At 44.4% G+C, this 19,592-nt stretch carries 21 protein-coding genes; 14 read left to right on the top strand and 7 right to left on the bottom strand.

Annotation, left to right across the window (positions count from 1 at the left end):
• The first annotated feature begins 1 nt into the window (after nucleotide 1).
• From recG to BM210_RS15780, 3 genes are all read left to right on the top strand, one after another.
• Complete coding sequence (recG, locus tag BM210_RS15790; RefSeq protein ID WP_091169931.1) at nucleotides 2-2,056, top strand: ATP-dependent DNA helicase RecG; 2,055 nt, start codon at nucleotides 2-4, stop codon at nucleotides 2,054-2,056.
• A gap of 89 nt (nucleotides 2,057-2,145) precedes the next feature.
• Entirely contained in the window at nucleotides 2,146-2,433 is a 288-nt protein-coding gene (locus BM210_RS15785; RefSeq protein ID WP_091169929.1) for a stage VI sporulation protein F, read from the top strand.
• 111 nt (nucleotides 2,434-2,544) lie between these two features.
• Complete coding sequence (locus tag BM210_RS15780; protein ID WP_177237835.1) at nucleotides 2,545-3,885, top strand: glycosyl hydrolase family 28-related protein; 1,341 nt, start codon at nucleotides 2,545-2,547, stop codon at nucleotides 3,883-3,885.
• 64 nt (nucleotides 3,886-3,949) lie between these two features.
• Here the strand turns inward: BM210_RS15780 and BM210_RS15775 are convergent, their stop codons facing one another.
• Nucleotides 3,950-5,230 carry an ArsB/NhaD family transporter gene (locus tag BM210_RS15775; RefSeq protein ID WP_091169924.1) on the bottom strand — a complete coding sequence of 427 codons (1,281 nt, stop codon included), beginning with the start codon at nucleotides 5,228-5,230 and terminating at the stop codon, nucleotides 3,950-3,952.
• A gap of 293 nt (nucleotides 5,231-5,523) precedes the next feature.
• Between BM210_RS15775 and BM210_RS15770 the strand changes: the two genes are divergently transcribed.
• From BM210_RS15770 to BM210_RS15760, 3 genes are all read left to right on the top strand, one after another.
• Entirely contained in the window at nucleotides 5,524-6,396 is an 873-nt protein-coding gene (locus tag BM210_RS15770; RefSeq protein WP_091169922.1) for a sigma-70 family RNA polymerase sigma factor, read from the top strand.
• A 303-nt stretch (nucleotides 6,397-6,699) separates the two neighbouring features.
• A complete protein-coding gene (locus BM210_RS15765) occupies nucleotides 6,700-7,140 on the top strand; it encodes a carboxymuconolactone decarboxylase family protein (RefSeq protein WP_091169919.1) in 441 nt (146 codons plus the stop codon).
• Nucleotides 7,141-7,327: 187 nt separating this feature from the next.
• Complete coding sequence (locus BM210_RS15760; protein ID WP_091169917.1) at nucleotides 7,328-9,667, top strand: S-layer homology domain-containing protein; 2,340 nt, start codon at nucleotides 7,328-7,330, stop codon at nucleotides 9,665-9,667.
• A 65-nt stretch (nucleotides 9,668-9,732) separates the two neighbouring features.
• On the opposite strand, the gene BM210_RS15755 is transcribed toward BM210_RS15760, so the two are convergent.
• From BM210_RS15755 to BM210_RS15745, 4 genes are all read right to left on the bottom strand, one after another.
• Nucleotides 9,733-10,170 carry a universal stress protein gene (locus BM210_RS15755; protein ID WP_091169914.1) on the bottom strand — a complete coding sequence of 146 codons (438 nt, stop codon included), beginning with the start codon at nucleotides 10,168-10,170 and terminating at the stop codon, nucleotides 9,733-9,735.
• A gap of 103 nt (nucleotides 10,171-10,273) precedes the next feature.
• On the bottom strand, nucleotides 10,274-10,480 hold the full coding sequence (locus BM210_RS15750; protein ID WP_091169912.1) for a YrzA family protein: 207 nt from the start codon (nucleotides 10,478-10,480) through the stop codon (nucleotides 10,274-10,276).
• A gap of 99 nt (nucleotides 10,481-10,579) precedes the next feature.
• Complete coding sequence (locus BM210_RS34325) at nucleotides 10,580-10,897, bottom strand: hypothetical protein (RefSeq protein WP_143101056.1); 318 nt, start codon at nucleotides 10,895-10,897, stop codon at nucleotides 10,580-10,582.
• 219 nt (nucleotides 10,898-11,116) lie between these two features.
• Nucleotides 11,117-11,434, bottom strand: coding sequence for an SPW repeat domain-containing protein (locus tag BM210_RS15745; RefSeq protein WP_091169910.1), 318 nt, complete (start codon nucleotides 11,432-11,434; stop codon nucleotides 11,117-11,119).
• A 225-nt stretch (nucleotides 11,435-11,659) separates the two neighbouring features.
• Between BM210_RS15745 and BM210_RS35705 the strand changes: the two genes are divergently transcribed.
• The 3 genes from BM210_RS35705 to coaD all read left to right on the top strand — a co-directional run bounded on the left by BM210_RS35705 (nucleotide 11,660) and on the right by coaD (nucleotide 13,124).
• Nucleotides 11,660-11,758, top strand: a complete 99-nt coding sequence (locus BM210_RS35705; RefSeq protein WP_143101055.1) for a YjcZ family sporulation protein — start codon at nucleotides 11,660-11,662, stop codon at nucleotides 11,756-11,758.
• A gap of 272 nt (nucleotides 11,759-12,030) precedes the next feature.
• Nucleotides 12,031-12,615, top strand: coding sequence for a 16S rRNA (guanine(966)-N(2))-methyltransferase RsmD (rsmD, locus tag BM210_RS15740; protein WP_091169905.1), 585 nt, complete (start codon nucleotides 12,031-12,033; stop codon nucleotides 12,613-12,615).
• Entirely contained in the window at nucleotides 12,615-13,124 is a 510-nt protein-coding gene (coaD, locus tag BM210_RS15735) for a pantetheine-phosphate adenylyltransferase (protein WP_091169903.1), read from the top strand. The genes rsmD and coaD overlap by 1 nt, the downstream gene beginning before the upstream one ends.
• 4 nt (nucleotides 13,125-13,128) lie before the next feature.
• Here coaD and BM210_RS15730 read toward each other — a convergent pair whose 3' ends face one another.
• Entirely contained in the window at nucleotides 13,129-14,442 is a 1,314-nt protein-coding gene (locus tag BM210_RS15730; protein ID WP_091169900.1) for a nucleoside recognition domain-containing protein, read from the bottom strand.
• A 139-nt stretch (nucleotides 14,443-14,581) separates the two neighbouring features.
• Here BM210_RS15730 and BM210_RS15725 point away from each other — a divergent pair, with 139 nt between their 5' ends.
• Nucleotides 14,582-15,697: a SepM family pheromone-processing serine protease gene (locus BM210_RS15725; protein WP_091169897.1), complete on the top strand. Its 1,116-nt coding sequence runs from the start codon at nucleotides 14,582-14,584 to the stop codon at nucleotides 15,695-15,697.
• A gap of 14 nt (nucleotides 15,698-15,711) precedes the next feature.
• Here the strand turns inward: BM210_RS15725 and BM210_RS15720 are convergent, their stop codons facing one another.
• The gene (locus BM210_RS15720; RefSeq protein WP_091169895.1) at nucleotides 15,712-16,968 is read right to left on the bottom strand and encodes a nucleotidyltransferase; all 1,257 of its coding nucleotides are present in this window, start codon (nucleotides 16,966-16,968) and stop codon (nucleotides 15,712-15,714) included.
• A gap of 105 nt (nucleotides 16,969-17,073) precedes the next feature.
• Between BM210_RS15720 and BM210_RS15715 the strand changes: the two genes are divergently transcribed.
• The 4 genes from BM210_RS15715 to plsX all read left to right on the top strand — a co-directional run bounded on the left by BM210_RS15715 (nucleotide 17,074) and on the right by plsX (nucleotide 19,580).
• Nucleotides 17,074-17,583, top strand: coding sequence for a YceD family protein (locus BM210_RS15715; protein ID WP_091169892.1), 510 nt, complete (start codon nucleotides 17,074-17,076; stop codon nucleotides 17,581-17,583).
• A 48-nt stretch (nucleotides 17,584-17,631) separates the two neighbouring features.
• Nucleotides 17,632-17,805, top strand: coding sequence for a 50S ribosomal protein L32 (gene rpmF, locus BM210_RS15710; RefSeq protein WP_076232660.1), 174 nt, complete (start codon nucleotides 17,632-17,634; stop codon nucleotides 17,803-17,805).
• Nucleotides 17,806-17,989: 184 nt separating this feature from the next.
• Nucleotides 17,990-18,595, top strand: coding sequence for a transcription factor FapR (gene fapR, locus BM210_RS15705; RefSeq protein ID WP_091169890.1), 606 nt, complete (start codon nucleotides 17,990-17,992; stop codon nucleotides 18,593-18,595).
• Entirely contained in the window at nucleotides 18,579-19,580 is a 1,002-nt protein-coding gene (gene plsX / locus BM210_RS15700) for a phosphate acyltransferase PlsX (protein WP_091169887.1), read from the top strand. Before fapR ends, plsX begins: the two co-directional genes overlap by 17 nt.
• Nucleotides 19,581-19,592: the final 12 nt, after the last annotated feature.

Raw genomic sequence — 19,592 nt, 5'->3', positions numbered from 1 at the left:
TATGAAGCTGAATGTGTATGAAATACCAGTTAAACAGGTGCAGGGAGTTAGAGGAAAAAAGCCAGAGGAGTTATTGGCACTTGGAATATCTACAGTGGGTGATCTTCTCGACTATTATCCATTTCGATATGAAGACTACACGCTACGCGATCTTACAGAGGTTAAGGACGGAGATCGGATAACGGTTCAAGGTACAATCGTCGGAGTACCGCAGGTGCAGATGTATGGTCGGATCAAATCCCGTCTCACTTGCAAAATTGTCGTCGATCCCTTATTTATTACAGCAGTATGGTTCAACCGCCATTTTATGAAGGATCAATTGGTAGCGGGAGCCGAGGTTGTACTGACAGGGAAGTGGGATCAGAAAAGGCTGCATCTGACCGTATCCGAATCCGAATTTCCGGGAAAAGGAGCCTCGCAAACGGGCACACTGCAGCCTGTCTATTCCATTGCAGGACCAATAACCCAAAAGTGGATGCGCAAGACGACCAAGCAGGCACTGGAGCAGTATGGTGACCTTCTGATCGAGGTATTGCCTCAGGAGCTGCTCGATCGTTATGATCTAATGGCTCGTAAGGATGCGGTTGCACTGCTGCATATGCCAGGCTCAGTCAAAGAGGGGCTGCAAGCACGTAAACGGATGGTTTACGAGGAGCTGTTTTTGTTTCAGCTGAAGATGCAGGCATACCGAGCCTTGAATCATGAAAGAGCGGATGGAGTAGCTCACCCTCTGGATTTGCCGGAGGTACGCGCGTTTGTGAGAGCATTGCCCTTTGTGCTCACGGATTCGCAAAAGAACGTGTTAGCCGAAATTTTGCACGATTTACAGCAGTCGTTTTGTATGAGCCGCCTGCTGCAAGGCGATGTTGGTGCTGGGAAAACGGTTGTCGCCGCAACAGCGCTGTTCGCTGTCGTCAAGGCTGGCTATCAGGGAGCGCTAATGGTTCCTACAGAAATACTTGCCGAGCAGCACAAACGTTCCCTGGACCGTTTATTTGAGCCCTATGGGATTCAGGTTGGACTATTGACCGGTAGTGTATCGGACAAGAAACGACGTGATCTATTGGCGTCCTTACAAATGGGATTGATCGATATTGTTGTGGGAACACATGCATTGATCCAGGAGGATGTGTATTTCCGCAGTCTGGGTCTCGTAGTCACGGATGAGCAGCATCGGTTTGGCGTCAACCAACGGAGCATATTGCGACGCAAGGGCATGAATCCCGATGTACTGACGATGACAGCCACTCCCATTCCACGGACGTTGGCAATTACCGCATTTGGTGATATGGATGTATCGACACTACGCGAGCTTCCAAAAGGGCGCAAGCCGATTAAAACGTATTCAGTTACTCATGAGATGCTGGAGAGGGTGCTCGGTTTCATTCGTCGTGAGGTATCAGAAGGAAGACAAGCCTATATCATTTGTCCATTAATTGAGGAATCCGAAAAGCTGGATGTGCAGAATGCCATTGATGTTCATGCACAGCTGCAGTTTGCTTTTCCTGATTATCAGGTAGGTTTATTGCATGGTCGCATGACCGCAGCGGAGAAGGATGGCGTCATGCGAGAGTTCAGCGCCAATCGACTTCAAGTGCTTGTGTCGACCACAGTTATTGAGGTAGGTGTGGACGTGCCTAATGCGACTCTGATGATTGTGTACGATGCGCATCGATTTGGACTCTCTCAGCTGCATCAGCTGCGTGGTCGTGTCGGACGTGGTGAGCACCAGTCTTACTGCGTACTCATCGCTGATCCCAAGAATGAGATCGGGAAGCAGCGGATGAAAGCTATGACCGATACGAATGATGGATTTGAAATCGCCCGCCGCGATCTTGAGCTTCGTGGGCCAGGAGATTTTTTTGGTACGAAGCAGAGCGGCTTGCCAGATTTTCGGCTTGCAGATATGGTCGCTGACTTTGAGACGATGGAGCAGGCCCGTGACGATGCAGCCCAGCTTGTAAAACGCCCGGATTTTTGGACAGGTGCAGCTTACAGCGTGCTGCGGGAATTTTTGCGGCGAGAACAAATATTTGATAGCGAGATGCTGGACTGAGGCGTAATTTTTTTAAAAAGCACATAATCGATGACTCCGACATAGACTTACTATGGGTTCTATTTTCTCGGTCGGAGGTGTTAGCAGGAATGAGCTATCAAAAATATGGGTTTGAGCCGGCTTTTGTAGAACGTGTGAAGCTGAAAATGAAAAATCCCGACACCAAGGAACGAATCAAAATGATGCTGCAAGGAGTAACCAAATATGATCTGCAGGATCGCACCAAGGTAAGGCGGTTTGTTGGTATGCTGTCTAAGGTGCTTGGCGAGAAGCTGACTGATAAGCAAACTGAGAATATGATCAGCTTTGTGATTGCTCAAAAGATTGACCCCAATAGCACCTTTCACTTAATTAAGTTATGGAGTATGTTCCGTTAACAGGGCATCCTCTTGCGGGCTGGAAGGTAAAAGGGAAATACGCAGATGGGTTGCCAGAGTGATGCTCCCAAGTTATAATTTGGGTAGATTGCTCAGGGGGAGGAACCTTCATTGCTGCCATTGGAACCTACAAATACGGACAAACACACGAATAAACCGATAACCCGCAGGAAACTGTTGGCAAGTTTAAGCGCTGCTGGTGTACTGCTGGCTACAGGAGCCGGATTCACGGGTGAAGCTCAGGCGGCCGTTACGGTCCCTGTTGTGAATACGAATACATGGTGGTATAACGTTAAAGACTTTGGCGCGCAGGGGAATGATCGCAATGATCAAGACGATAGCCCGTTCATTCAGGCTGCCATCAACGCAGCGGCTATAACAGGAGGAACGGTCTATTTGCCTGCGGGTAAATATATGATCAAAACAGGTTTGTTTTTGCGTTCCAAGGTACATCTGCTTGGAGCAGGGGTGGAAGCATCGATTCTTAAAGCCGGTTTGGTTAATATGCAGATGGTAACGTGCTCTTCACAAGTGAAACAAGCTTCTGTTGAAGGATTGACTTTTGAAGGAATTGGCAGTGTTACGAGCTCTGTAACTACTTTGGTAGAGCGGGGTATTCATATTCTTGAGTCTTCGTTTATTCGTATCAGCAAATGTTTATTTAAAGGAATAGCCAATGGCGTGCACCTGGTTCGTTCCGAGCATGTCACTGTTCAGGATTGTTCGTTTATCTCTATTTTAGCTGGTACTAGCGTTTATGAGGGATACGGGGTAACGGCAGAAGGCGGAGCGAATCACAGCATTCAAGGAAATCATTTTAAAAGCATGTCCAGATCCTGCATTCAACTCACTGCTGGCTGTTCGTACTCCTTGGTTGCGGGCAATGTGATGGAAGCTTGCCTTGAGGGAGCCATTACACTTTCGTCCAAGCTTTCCGTCTGCATGTATAATGTGATAAAGGGCAATACAGTCACTGCCTTTGGCTTGATTGACAAGGAGACAAGCTGTACCTATGGAATCAGACTTAAGGATGCTTGCAGCTATAATCACATCGTTAATAATTCCGTCACACGTTCGACATTTGCAGGTATCCAATTGGAAGCAGTAGACAACGCCGGAGATGATAGGCCGTACGGAAATGTAATTACCGGTAATAAAATCGATACCAGCGTGCGTGGCATAGCTGTACTCAATGGTACTGTTAATTCGTTGATGGCCAACGAAGTGCGTCGAGTCGAGTTGGGTATCCTGATAGATACAACTGGTGAAGGCAATGCTTCAATTGCCAAACAAAATGTAGTGACCGGTAATAGCTTGTTTCAATGTTCAACATCTGCTGTTAAGATTGGCTCCGCACGTTGCCAGTCCAACATGGTACATAGTAATTCAGGATTCGATAATGGGGCCGGACTAAGTGATAGTGGAACAGATACGGTAACGGTTGGTTTTTAAAAAAAGAGCGGGTTGTCCTCCACAAAGGGCAATCCGCTCATTTGTTGTTGTGTAGCTGGGCTCATTAGATAAGATAGCGTAAATAAATATACACACTGGATATAACAATCGAAAGAATCATCAATGGAAATCCGATCTTCAGGAAGGCTATAAAGGTTATCGGACGGCCTTCCTTGGCAGCCATTCCAGCAACGATCAAGTTAGCGCTAGCGCCAACTAATGAACCGTTTCCTCCCAAGCAAGCGCCCAAGGCAAGACTCCACCACAAGCTGTTCAAATTAGTTACACCCATATTGCCCATATCCTGAATCAAAGGGATCATCGTTGCCACAAAAGGAATGTTATCGACAAAAGCTGAAGCAATAGCACTTAGCCATAAAATCAACATAGCAGTCGCTACTTCATTTCCTCCCGTGAGTTGAACCGCCTGCTTGGCCAAGCTTGAAATGACTCCAGTCTCAACGAGGCCGGAGACAATGACAAACAGTCCGATAAAAAAGAAGACGGTGGTCCATTCAACCCTGCTCAAGGATTTTTCGAGATAATGCTCGCCTGTTAAGAGCAATAGAAGAAATGCTCCCGTTAATGCGACAGTGGCAGATTCTACATGTATAATCTGATGAATAAAAAAACCGCCAATCGTTAGTGCAAGCATACTTAAGCATTTTTTGAGCAACTTGGGATCGGTGATTTCACTTTTTTCATCCATAAGCATGATCCCGGCCTTCAAGTCTGGGGTAGTTTGTATTTGTTTGCGGTATATGAGCACAAAGATGACTAAGGTTATGATCAAAATCAATATCGAAATCAGAGACAGATTATTGATAAATGCCATAAAAGTAAGTTCCTTTACAGCACTTCCAATCATAATATTGGGTGGGTCACCGATCATAGTCATGGTGCCCCCGATATTGGAAGTGATAATGATGACAATTAAATAAGGTAGAGGATTTACTCTCAATTGGCGAGTTATACTGAAGGCAATAGGGACCATTAGCAGTACGGTGGTCACATTATCCAACAATGCCGATCCAAAAGCCGTGATCAGAGCTAAATAAATCAGGATGGTCACGGGTTCGCCTTTTCCTTTCTTGGCGGCCCAAATAGCCAAATATTTAAAAAGACCGGTTTCAGAAGTTATCGATACCATAATCATCATACCGATAAGCAAACCCAATGTGTTGAAATCAATGTGGTGCAGAGCTGTTTCCTGATTAACAACTCCCAACATGATCATCACAATACCGCCCAGTATAGCGGCAAGTGTACGATGAATCTTTTCCGAGGTGATAAGTGCATAACTAATTAAAAATATTCCGATTGCTAATAACGCTTGATTGTCCATGATGTCCTCCTTGAAATAGTGCGATTCTGACTCCGTTCACCTGCCACAGCCCACACAGAACTCCAAAAAAGACAAAAAGAAGCCTGCAGTGGCAGGCTCCTCCGGGTCGTGCATTATCGTATTATGAATATAACTATAGCTTATTATTCATTCGATGTAAATGGAAATCCGTTTACAGCTACAAGGGAAGAGTAGAGTATATTGCACATCAATATGCAACTGATCCTGAAGCCACTCAGAAACGCATCATATCTAGACGACAACAAATCTATCAATATGGGAGAACCGTAATCGTGAAATTTGAGCAAATGTATACAACTTATAAGCCGCTGCTGTTATCAATAGCTTACCGAATGTTGGGATCAATTTCAGATGCTGAGGATATCGTTCAGGATGTGTTTGTTTCACTCCAGCAGACAAGTCTAGAGAATGTGCATCATTTAAAGGCGTATTTGGCTAAGATCACGACCAACCGTTGTTTGAACCTGTTGAATTCCTCCCGTAAGCAAAGAGAGTTATATCCAGGTCCATGGCTGCCGGAACCGGATATCCAGATGATAGAGCATGGTCCAGAGGACAGAATCGTCATGGAGGAAAAGGTTACTTATGCATTACTTGTGCTGCTCCAAAAGTTGTCTCCTATGGAGCGGGCGGTGTACGTGCTGAGGGAAGTTCTTGAATTTGATTACAAGGATTTATCTGAGATGCTGGGTAAAAGCGAGGTAAGCTGCCGTAAGGTGATGAGTCGCTTGAAGCAGAAACTTGATCGGGATAAAGCAGTGGAAATTGCTCCAACAAATGGTGAACAGATGCAAGCATTCGTGCAAACATTTATCCAGGCTTCAAGAACCGGAAGCTTCGGAGCTTTTATCGATCTGCTGATCGAAGACAGCACGCTTCTAACCGATGGAGGCGGCAAGGTACGAGCAGCGCTTAACCCCATTTACGGAAGTGATCGTATTCAATCCTTTTGGGAAGGTATATTCATTAAAGGCGCGCTTGAAGGTGAATACCGTCAAGTACAAATTAATGGAGAGGCAGGGATTTTGCTTATGCAACAGGGGCAGCTCAAATGGTCGGTTTGTTTTGAAATGACGGATAATCTATCTGCTATCCGAACGATTTATATGATTTCAAATCCGGAAAAGCTTAAGCACTGTCGTTAGATCTATATAAGATGAACCAAAGAAGCACACAGCCCGAGCGGAGAAAGCGGACCCTCCTGGAGAAACGAAGTGTTCGCCTTTGCAGACAGATTCTTACCCCTATGGGTCTAAGAATCGAAAGAATCTGGCTGCTACAGCGATTGGAAGAGGGGTCTGCTTTCGCAGCGCCTCCTTTGCTGTCATGATGTTTAGTTCATCTTATAGAGTAAATAACAATTATTTTCGAGTTTGGTCACAAAATCATCCCCATATTGGTCATATTAGTGTAAGACCAATAAGTGTGATTCCAAAGGAGAGATTTTTGTGAAAACCCGATTAAATCATAGTGAAGTCCAACCGCAGGCCCTGCAAGCCATGTTGAAAATGGAAGGATTCATCCAAAGCAGCGGTCTGGATAAAAAGCTTTATGAGTTGATCAAAATCCGCGCTTCGCAAATTAATGGTTGTGCCTTTTGCCTCAATATGCATACTATTGATGCACGTGCGATGGGGGAGACAGAGCAGCGCCTCTATTTGCTTAGTGCCTGGCGTGAAGCTCCTTTCTACACGGAAGCAGAACGGGCTGTTCTGGCATTAACGGAAGCTGTAACTCTTATATCCAAAGAAGGAGTTTCACAGGAAGTGTATGAAAAGGTTCGAGAGCATTTTGATGAAGTCCAGTTCGTTAATTTGATTATGGCAATCAATACGATCAATGGATGGAATCGAATTGCTATTGCGACGGGTATGTTTCCCACAGCGTAGAAACAGCAGCAGCTACTGGAATATAAGTTGATCCATTGATCCAATTGGATGGTTATGCAGGAGTCTTATCCAATAAGAGGAATAAGGCTCCTTTGTTTTGGGAAAAATATGCAACCTTTTCCGTTAGTTAACGTACTAATTAGAAAGCGTCAACTACAGCCACAAGTGAAGAGGAGTCAGGAATCTTATGAAAACAATCGGAATTGCCAGTATCGCGAGCTTGCTGCTCTTAGGTTCCGTTGCGCCTGCGTCGGCACAACCTTTGAATGGAGCTAATGTACCTACAAGTCATCAAGCACAAATATTGGCTGATAAGGAAGCTGAACAGCTTGAATTAGAGTATGAGGACGATGATGCACCACTCGATACCCAAATAAAGCGTGACCGAGCCATCGACCTGGCCAAACAATATGTAACGATCTCTAGTGGCTACAAGCTCCAGGGTGTAGACTATCAGAGTCATTTGTACACATCAAGCAACAGCGGCGGCTCCTGGGTGATTTTCTTTGCAAAGGAGGATCACAAAAGCTATGGAGACATCAGCGTAACGATAGATTCGGATACAGGCAAGTTGCTCTCTTACTATATCAACGAAGTGGACCCTGATAAGGTACTTGCGTTCCCACCAAAAATAGATCTGGAGCATGCCAAGCAAACAGCTTTTAATTACATAACGAAGATGAATCCACAAGAAATCAGCCAGCTCAAATATGATGAGGATTATGAGAAAAGCTTTCGTCGACCGCTTGATGGCAACGTGGAATATCCACTTTGTTATGTGAGAGTAGTGAACGGAGTCGTATTTCCACAAAATTATGTTGTGATAACTGTGAATGGTGAAGGGAAAATTACTTCTTACATGCTGCAGTGGGATGAGAAGCTTACTTTCCAGACACCACATAATCCGATCTCCGTAGGGCAAGCTACCGAGCAATTTATTAAGCAGGCAGAACCTCGTCTGCAATATATAGTTCCCGATACTCCAAACGGTAATGCTACTCCTGCGATTGCTTATGAGACGGATGTGTTCATACTGGATGCCGAGACGGGCGAAGTGCTGCTGCCATCAGGGATGAAGAAAGAGAAGCTGCCCAAACCGCTTCAGGTCAGCGAAAAACCAATTATAAATGGTTCGTCTAAAGCTCTGAAGCTAACCAAGGAGCAGGCAGCAAGTCGGGTATCTTCGTTGATCCCACTTCCGGCAAGCGCTAAACTGCAAGAAACTGACTATCAGGAAAATACCGATCCGGTTACAGGTGTAACTTCATTTGAGTGGGATTTAAGTTGGTCAGTTGCCTCGGATAATAAACGAGATGATTCTACGATTTTTGCGACCGTGGACAGTAGTACAGGCTCTATTCTTGGTTATTCCAGATATACATTTCATGATTCGGATTCAAAGGTTACTTCCCAACCAGGTTCACCAAGCTATGAGCAACAAAAAATGAAAGCGCTGGAGACAGTCAAGAAGCTGCTGCCAGATTATGCACATGAACTGTATCTGGAACCTCAACTTGGCGAGTATTCTCAGGATGAGCACCAACAAATGCAAGCTTTTGATTATTACTTCCATCGAAATATCAAGGGAGTGGATATTCCGAATGATTACGTTACGATCAGCTTTGATCGACAAACAGGAGAAATTCAGGAATTCAACAGCAGCTTGTTGACCTCGTATTATCCAGCTGAGCCGCCCAAAGTTATTTCTTCTGAGAGAGCAAGAGATATATGGATGTCTCAATTTAAGGTGGAGCAGCAATATATTGTTGTTGACAAAGAAAATTACAATTTGTACCAGAAGGAACTTGCGCTACCTGTGGAGCTGGAGGAAACGAAGCTCGTATATAGCTTGAAGCCTGTCATTCATTTCCGCGATTCGACTTATCTGGATGCTGTAACGGGCGAGTGGAAAAATAACGAAACCAACCAAATTGTACATCCGCGAATTACCGATCCTGTTGATCTGAAAGGGAATGCGGCTGAAGAAGCGTTAAGACTTATGCTCGATTATGAAGCACTGGAATTAGTAGACAACAAGGTGCAGCCGGATGCATTGATCTTTCGTGGTGAATGGCTGAAAATGCTCATTATCACTTTGAACAGCGGTTATTCTCCGTTGGCCGCTGATTATGCCGATCGTTCGGCTAGCTTCTCTGACGTTACGAAGGACTCTAAATATTTCCCTTACGTCGAGAATGCAATAGATTATAACCTGATTGACCGGGCATCCGGCATATATGATCCCAATGCTGCATTAACACGCTCTGAAGTAGCCGATTTAATTGTCAAAGCGCTTGGTTATAGTAATCTGTCCAAGGTTAAAGGCTTGTTTAATACGAAAGCAACAGATGTGAATGAGCTGCCTAACCAAGGAGCTATTGCGATCGTCAGTGCCCTGGACATTGTTACGTTGAATGGTGAAACTTTCTCTCCGTATGAAAAGGTTACCCGAGCACAAGCTGCCACAGCTTTTTATAATTTTTTGAAGGCTCTTTCCCAACTGCGAGATTCGTCCCTTGCAAAATAATAGGTAAACATAGTTTTGATACTAAAAAGCACGTACTCCCAAAATGAGAGTACGTGCTTTCCATTTTATTTAACAATTAACACAGGAACCTTTGCATTTTGTACAATATGATGACTTACGCTGCCGAGAAAGAATTCTCTTATGGGTCCCAAGCCACGGCTGCCAGTGATAATCAGGTCGTGATGTTTTTCTTCGGCATATTGAAGAATTGTTGCAGCAGGTGCTCCTTGGAGAAGCACATATTTGACAGAAAGCGTGGAGGGCACATAGGCCTTGGCCTCTTCTATAATTGTTTTTCCCTGTTCAATAATGTAAGTGCTTGCACTTGTGTCCACAAAGTAAGGGGTGCTGGCAACTGAAGGGTAATGGTAAACATGAATGATGTCTAATTGCCGAACCTGAGAAATATGGTTTTCCTCTTGAACCAGACTTACTGCTTTTTCGAGTGCTTTTTTAGAGAGATTGGAACCATCAAACGCAACAAGGATTTTAGTAAATAGCACATGAATCACCCCATCTGCGAGTATTGGCTTACATACTTAGTATAGCATAATTTCATATTGAATAATCAGAATATTCTGTTATTGTGCGTTTTATCTAGAATTATCACAAGGCTTTAAAATGAACGACAGCACTGTAAAGCATTCTATTTTGAAGCGGGTTGAAGACGATGTTATGACTAATCGAGTAAACACTCAGCAATAGGGCTTTATTATTATCAATCTGTTCAGCAATTTTTCTTTCCAGCGTTTGCAGATCGTAAGCTTCAAAAAACTCGATCTTGTTTTCCATTTTATCCAGCATAAAGCTCATTTGTTCTCGCTCCTCTGTGATGTTAATTAATCTGCTTGATGCAACAATAAAGTTGCCCTTCCGTTCATATTTATCCGCACCAATCCGTGCACGCAATATTTATAGTCTAAGTAAGGATTGACGCTCTGCATGGGGTTTGCAGGTTTTGCATACGCCAACTACCTTCTCATGACCGGAATAAAAAGAAAGCTCCTTCGGATTCACCTTACGTTTGCAGTAGGAGCAGCTTTGATATTGGCTTGTTAAAGATTTTTCAGTTGAATCCTTCCGATGATGCTTTCGGGATGAAGCTTTGGCAGATGATGAGAACGGATTCTGATTATTCCGATGACGCTTTACAACCATTAGGATGATGCCAACTATAACGAAAAGTACAACGATACACAATGATATGGAGGTCAATCTATCAAAAGTCATATTATTTGAGTGGCTCCTTTGGATTAACTTCCATCAGAATAACATACAGTCCTTATTATTTGTACTTGAAAATCCATTTTAGATTAAGAGCAAGCACCGAATATAAGAAAAGGGTAGAGGAAAGAGCTGAAACGATAGTGACACAAAAACGAAAAACCTAGGGAGATGTATACTCTCTAGGTTTAATGATCAAACTAATGAAAGCGATTGCAAAATGGTTTATAAAGTAGTATCCATGTTCCACAATACGAGTGCCACGGTTAACAGCCCAAGAATTCCTACACTCCAAGTCTGGCTAAAGCTTAATGAAAAATTTATTGAAAAAATGGCGAACCATAAACCGGTGAGCAGTGTGAACCAGTTTTCCAATACGTTGAATTTTGATTTCTTAAGAGCTAACAGGGAAGCGCATAGCTGTAGCATTCCGAAAAGAGCACTTGTCCAAACAATTACAGAATGATTAGATAAACCAAGAACCCATGGAGAGATCATAAACCAAAAACCGAACAATGCAGTCAATGAATTTCTTGTTTTCATGGTACACCTCCAATAAATTTGATGCGACCATAAGGGGACACATTATATTTATATGCAAGTGCTAACCTAAATGATAATACCCTATTCCATTAAAATTTAGAATTCGTAAAGAAATAAACGTGTGATTCGTTCACTATAGATTAAGCCCAATCTTTAAAGTCATTTAATACATATCATGATTATGTTTCATATGTAAATGAGATTCATGGAAAGGGGGAGTTTACGTTGAGTGAAGCTATTGGACATCGGAGATTCACTTCTACAGGTGCTATTCTTGTATTGTTTATCCTTCTAGTTATTGTTAGCACAACCTTTTTGTACTGATCAATAGCACAGAGACACAGCAGGGATTGTTTAAATTTCTATGACAAAAATTTAGGACCCTTCGCAGGGTCCTAAACAATGGGAGAGGAGAAACCGGATGAAGAGCTTATGGGGAACGTAAGTCTTCTCCGCGGTTGTCTACGACATTTCGGATGCCGATAATCCAAGTATTTACAGATGCTTAGATAAATATACATATAGGAACAAAATTTTGTGCAAAAGTTTCCGTTTATGGTACGATAGGATCACTATTGAGCAGAAGGTGGATTTACATGAGAGTTATTTCAGGCAGTGCAAAGGGCAGACAGTTGAAATCTGTGCCCGGTACAGGGACGCGTCCAACGACTGATAAGGTCAAGGAGGCGATTTTTAGCATGATTGGTCCTTATTTTGAAGGGGGGCAGGTGCTCGATTTATTCGCAGGGACGGGCGGTTTAAGCATTGAGGCGCTCAGCCGAGGAATGGATCATGCTGTCCTCACCGATATTGATAAAAAAAGTATCGACATCATAAAACAAAATTTGCAGGTTACCGGCTTTATGGAGCAGGCAGGTATTTACTGTACAGATGCTCGACGGGCATTGAAGGCATTAACCAAGCGTGAAGCAAGATTTGATCTTGTTTTTGTGGATCCGCCTTACCGGATCAAGCTAGCCCAAGAGCTGCTTGAACAGCTGGATCAGCAAAATTTGCTTAATCCACTAGCTACGATCGTCGTTGAACATGATATTGAGGATACTTATCAGGATACAATAGGACGGTTGCAATGGGTTCGACGCGCTGAGTATGGCGACACGGCGGTAACTATTTTTAGAAATGACGCCGACACGGCTAATTCAGAGGGGGCAACAACATAATGAGCATTGAACATTTTGGAGTCAAGATTGCGGTTTATCCAGGCAGCTTTGATCCGGTGACGAACGGACATTTGGATATTATTCGTCGTTCCGCCAAGGTTTTTGACAAGTTGGTAGTGGCCGTGCTGAACAATTCAAGTAAAAATCCTTTGTTTACTGTTGAAGAGCGTGTAGAACTATTGAGGAAGGTCACTAGTGATTTGCCCAATGTGGAGATAGACAGCTTTCGTGACCTTCTTGTTAACTATATGAAGAAAAAAAATGCACATCTCATCGTACGTGGTCTTCGTGCAGTGTCTGATTTTGAATATGAACTGCAGATGGCATCAACGAACCAAAAGCTGGACGAAAACATTGAAACCTTTTTCATGACATCAACGCCCAAATATTCATACTTAAGCTCAAGCATTGTCAAAGAAATAGCACGTTTTCATGGCCCTGTAGTCGATTTGGTGCCGGATGTAGTGGATAAGGCAATGCAAGCAAAGTTTGAAAAGGCAATGAGCTAAGATGCTAACGCTTGCTGTTCGGAGCGCTGCGTCCAAACGACTGGGCAAAAAATGCGATAATGACAGAGAACAGCAGAAGTAAAAGCATTACAATACCTAGCCACATCATTATCGGACTCATAAGTATCCATACATCAAAGGCTTGACCTCCAACAGTTGCCCTTGCACCTGTTTGTCCTGAATGAAGCAAGGGATGCGATAAAAATACGGGGGATGCCAATCCTGATAACCATTGATTAAGCGAATTCCAGAGTACAGCTGTTAGAACAAAGGAAATGATGGCATGCAGCAAACGAGAACGCAGAAATACGGAATAACGAATATCTGTCGATAAAGTAAAGCTTTTAACCTGAGCGTGTGCGGATAACCCACCCCACCCAAGTATTGCACTCAGGATGGCATACTGCCAATTATCAGATAACAGGTTGTTCTGACCCATTGCAAATGCACCCAAATGGATTTCGAATACACCTGACATTATGGCGTTTAATAGCATTTTTGTTTCAGGTAACCTAAGCCATTCAATATTGGAGAGCGCCATTGCGACATAGTCTGTAATCGAGCTGATTGCTATAACCTGTGAAAGTACGGAGAATATAATCATAACGCCGCCAATGACCATCAGCTGCTGAATGGAATGAGCTACCGAATCACCGAGCAGTTTGCCAAAAGTTCGTCCATCGTTGTCATGAGCTGATCTTAATGCGGTTATACTTTTATGAAATGTACTGGATGCTGAAAGGGCAGATGAGCCGTTAGAAAGACGATTTGAGGCAATGGCGCTCTCCTCTTCAACTGCGTGTGGTGATTTGAAACGCTCTAGCAGTCCCATAATCATCACAGCGCCATAATGCAGGAGAGCTAAAGCCATTCCTATTTTGGCATTGTTCAAAAAACCTACACCAATTACAGTTATTAGCATCATGGGGCTTGCAACATGACTTAAGGAAAGCAGACGTTCAGCTTCTCCTCTGGTTACAAGCTTATTCTGTCTTAACTCTCCAATAGCAATAGCTGCAGAGGGGGCACCTGCGGTAAGTCCAATTGAGAGGGGCCATCCACCTGCTCCTGGCAGGCGAAACAGGTAACGGAGTAGCGGCTCAAGCAGGGTGCCGATCGCATGCAAAAAGCCCAAGCCACGGAGAATTTCCGTTATTATTAGAAAAGGAAGCAACGCAGGAAATACAAGCTTCCACCAGATCGATAAGCCTTGCAGGGAAGCTTGAAATATGCGATCAGGAAACACAATCATACAAAGAACCAATAGCAATGCCAGACATCCCAGCAATAGAGTTGTCAAGCGTTTCGCGGTAAACATCGGCCTCACTCCGGAACACAGGATGGTACATGTTTACGCTTTGTCCTTATGGTTTAGACCAAGCAGGTCAAACCTATATATCTGCGGATATAAGAGCTGACGATTCAAGCAAGCACACTCGGCCCAAGGGGGATCCAATATGCAAGACGTTAGAAAGCGTACGTCAAGAATTGTTGTATCTGTATTTATTGCTTTTGTTATTATTTACGTTGTGTACTTAATGCCACTGCCGATGTTTATTTTCTCTGCCGGAACTGCCGAGGTTATTCATCCTATGGTTCAAGTGAAGGATTCAGGCGAGCCGGATAAGGGTGTATTTATGCTTACGACAGTACGTGTAACGGACGCGACGATTTTCAGTTATTTGATGACGTTTGTTCGGCCTTATGATGAGCTGCGTATGAAGACAGAGCTGTTCCTCAAAGATGAGACAGAGCAGGAGTATTCGCAGCGGCAGGAGGTCAATATGCAGTCTTCGCAGTCCAGTGCTTTGCAAGCTGCTTACCATAAGCTCGGTATTCCTTATAAAATTGTGAATGATGGCGTAGTCATTGTGCAGGTATTCAAGAATTATCCGGCAAATGAGGTACTTAAAGCTGGGGACTATATAGTGAAAGTGGATGACACGCCTATTGAAAAAAGTCAGGAGCTTCAAAAGCTGCTGCAAAGTAAGAAGGCCGGTGACACCGTTTCGGTCTCCTACAAACGTAAACAAATCACAAGAGTGGCCCAAATCAAGTTAGCAGCGCTTCCTGCTGATGAGGGAGCTTCTGTGGACAAGCCCGAGGAGCGACGTGCAGGGCTCGGGGTTGTTCCTGCAACGGTGCAAACCATCAAGACAGAGGATGAATCCAAGCAGGTTACGATAAAAGCCGGGGAAATCGGCGGGCCTTCTGCGGGATTTATGTTCTCTATGGAAATTATTAACCGGCTGCTGCCGGAGGATATTACGAAGGGCTATACCATTGCGGGAACCGGAACCATCGACGAAAAGGGAGCAGTGGGTGTGATCGGGGGCATTCAGCATAAAATTATTGCCGCTGATAAGGCCGGTGCTGATATCTTTTTTGCTCCCAAAGATAGTGTATCTGCAGCAACCGGCAATATTCCTAACTATTCGGATGCGGTGAAGAGGGCTGAGGAAATTCACTCGCATATGAAGGTTATTCCTGTAGGTACGCTTGAGGATGCGATGAAATATTTGAGCACACTTCCACCCAAAACAGTAGCAGCCCAGCCGGCCAAAGCCAGCTAAGCCACTGGCTTCGCTCATTCCGTTTGGTTTAGTTGTACAGGCGGCTCGTAGTAGTCTCGGAACAGATCGTGCGGAGTGGCAGATTCAAAGCCAAGAGCGTATACTGAGGTGGCCTGTACATCCATTTGTAATAACGGATAAGCATCCGAGGAAGCCGCATTCACATTCGTAATTATGGGCACCTTAGAGACATGCTTCATTCGCTTGAGCAACTGCCTTCCTGCAGGGCTAAAGCCCAGCACGCGTAAGTATGGAACGCCTTGGCGAAGCACGGTGGGTGAAAGCTGTGCTTTCGTCTGATTTAGCAGTATACGCAGCAGCATTCGCTGCAGCTTGGTACGCGTATAGCGTTTTGTTTTGAGCAGTCCGATGAGCTGTTCCATGATACGACCGGCTTCACTAGATAACGATAGGAGGGGAAGGGCATGTTTAATACGATGCTCCAGCCCTTCGGTTACCTCATGAAGCTCTGCAAGCTGATGAGGGCTATGATTCAGCAGTTGAAGCAGCAGCGGCTTTGTATAGTGTTCCCATTCGATGGGAGCTCGTCCAGCAGCCGTTTCCCGGTGCAACACGGTCATAGTACCGTTAGGTACGAAGGGCTCAAGCTCATTAAGCGCTCCCCGTTCAAACAGCATGTGACGAAGGGCTGTAGCACTGGCAATGGCTTGGTCAGTGATTTCGGTTTGATTATAACCAGATTTTTGTCTTGTAATGGTCAATGGCACTATACGGCTGTTCAAACGTTTGAGAGCGATCAAATAATGCAGTCCAAGTGTATTGTTGGGTTTGGCAAGCTCGGAAGGGTCAATTCCAGGCAAATGACGGGCAATGGCTCTGCTGTAGGCCGCCGGGTAAGGAATACCTGTTTTCAATTCGTCCTGAAGGCCCTTCTGAAATGCTTCTGGCTCGTCGCACATAGCTTCAGCTACGACCTGAAGCCAGTTGATTTCACCACTTTCACTGCCGAAGCACAGGCTGTCAACGACCCCTGTCGCTTGGAGTGCAGATACGGCGCCGTAAGCGAACCATTCCGCAGGCTGAGTAGAATAAGCTACCGGAAGCTCCAGAACCAGATCGACGCCCATACGCAGTGCCATTTCAGCCCTTGCCCATTTCCCAACCATAGCAGGCTCGCCGCGCTGCAGAAATTGTCCGCTCATGACAGCGATTGTACAATCGGCGCCAGAGACTCTTTTGGATTCAAGAAAGTGATATTCGTGTCCGTTATGTAAGGGATTGTACTCGACAATGAGACCTGTTGTTTTCATGTGAACGACTCCTTTAGAATTATTTTACTATAACACGTCCTGAAAATGTTGACAAAATGCAGGTATTATCGATATAATAATCTTTGTTTGTTTGGGGTGATTATTGTGTTCATTCGTTTAAAAGAGTTGGCGCAGAAAGCTGACGCGGTACATTTTAATGAAACTGTTGATCTGTCCGATGCTTTGAAGGAAAGCAATGATATACTCAATGCGAGTCCGCTTCATGTTAGCCTCAAAGCGCTGCATCAAGATGAGGTTGCTGAAGTAACTGGACAATTGAGTATTGACGTGGAACAGCCTTGCTCCCGCTGCTTGAATCCGGTAAAGCAAAAGCTGATAATTCCTTTTCATGAAACGTTCGCCCGAGCTGCAGATGAATCGGAGTCTGATGACGAGGATGAGGAAACTCATTACGTTAAGGACGACAAGATAGAATTGCTGCCCTATTTGATCGAAAATGTAATGATGGCTTTACCGTATGTCCCTTTATGCGATGAAGAATGCCTTGGATTGTGTCCTGTTTGTGGAGTGGATCGTAATGTACAGGCTTGCAGCTGCAACCGGACTAGTATCGACCCCAGACTGGCCGGACTGGCCGATTTTTTCAAAGAATAAGGTGAATTGTAACAACTTCGGTTGATTTCGTTGAAGGAGGTGGGGAATATGGCAGTACCACAAAGAAGAACGTCCAAAACTCGTCGCGATAAGCGCCGTACTCACTTTAAATTAGTAGTACCAGGCATGGTTAAATGTGACAGTTGTGGTGAATTGAAATTGTCTCACCGCGTTTGCAAAGTTTGCGGTTCGTACAAGAGCAGAGAAGTAATCAAGCAATAGTTCTCTAATCAACAATGAAAAGATAGTACTTCATCCTTTGGTGAAGTGCTATTTTTTTGCTCTTCCCTTTTCGTAAACAATCCTTTATACTATCTCTTATTACTTGGTCATAAGATCTAATGAGTATGAATGGTGTACATATCAAGCTCAGAAATCATGGAAATTCAGATCATAGATAAAGGCGGTGTTTGGTATCGAACGCCTTCCTAAACGTCAGCGTCAGCAGCAGTTGACCGTAGCAATTGAGGACAATCCTTTTATTACAGACGAAGAGCTAATGCGGGTTTTTAATGTTAGTATCCAAACCATTCGCTTGGATCGTTTGGAGCTTGGCATACCGGAGCTGCGAGAGCGTATCAAGCTCATGGCAGAGCTTTCCTATGACCAGGTTCGGTCATTGCCACTACATGAGGTTATCGGTGACGTGATCGATCTGCAGCTCGATAAAAGCGGCATCTCAATGTTTGAAATTAAGGATGAGCATGTTTTTTCAAGAACAAAAATTGCCCGAGGGCATCATATTTTTTCGCAAGCCAATTCGTTGGCTGTTGCTGTGATTAATGATCAGATTGCATTGACTGCCGCTGCAGATATTCGTTTTGTACGCCCAGTCAAGCTGGAAGAGAAATGCATAGCCAAGGCCTATGTGCGATCAATCACCAAAGGTAAAGCTAAAGTTGAAGTATTTACTTATGTTGGTGACGAAATAGTGTTTCAGGGAAACTTTATCATTTATCATTCAACAAAGGATCGTTCAGAGGGAGGGGAGCCTGGTGCGGATAGCGATTGATGCAATGGGTGGAGACCATGCCCCCGATGTAGTGGTGGCCGGGGCGTTGGAAGCAGTACGGGAATGGAAGGATACGACGGTCATTTTGATCGGAGACAAGGCCCGGATTGAACCGCTTGTTCGTCAGGCTGGCGATCAACCAAGCAATTTGGAAATTGTTCATGCCTCTGAAGTGATCGAAGCCGAGGATGAGCCCGTCAAGGCTGTTCGTCGGAAGAAAGACGCCTCCATGGTTGTAGCAGGTCGAATGGTGCAAGAGCGCTCAGCGGATGCTATGATCTCGGCAGGTAATACAGGTGCTTTGATGACTACAGGATTATTGATCGTAGGTCGAATTGAGGGTATTGATCGTCCGGCCCTGACCTTGACGATCCCATCGATGGATGGCAAAGGCATGGTTGCACTCGATATGGGAGCGAATATGGACGCATCTCCTGAGCAATTGGTTCAGTATGCGATTATGGGCAGTATATACAGAAAAAAAGTGCATGGTGTTGTAAGTCCAAGAGTAGGATTATTGAATGTGGGTACGGAAGCACTCAAAGGTAATGAACTAACAAAGGCTGCATACCCACTGCTCAAGGAAGCACCGATTCATTTTGTCGGAAATGTGGAATCACGAGATTTGCTATCGGGTCCTTGCGATGTACTTGTATGTGACGGCTTTGCCGGTAATATTATGTTAAAGTCACTTGAGGGTGCGGCTGCAACGATCTTTACAGCTTTGAAAACGGAGTTTACACGGAATTTGCTAACCAAGCTAGCAGCGGCTGTATTAAAGCCGGGTTTAACCAAATTTAAGAGTCAGCTTGATTATTCCGAGTATGGTGCTGCACCGCTTCTTGGGATTAATGGAATGGTATTGAAAAGCCATGGCTCATCGAACGCTATAGCGATCAAAAATGCGATTCGTCAAGCTCGTATTTCGATCCAGAACGATGTGCTTGCAACTATAAAATCGGAAATAAATAACGGAAATAAGTAAACGGAAGAGAGT

The sequence above is a fragment of the Paenibacillus sp. 1_12 genome, assembly GCF_900114475.1.
GTDB lineage: Bacteria > Bacillota > Bacilli > Paenibacillales > NBRC-103111 > Paenibacillus_S.
This window is presented reverse-complemented; position numbering and strand designations above follow the sequence as displayed.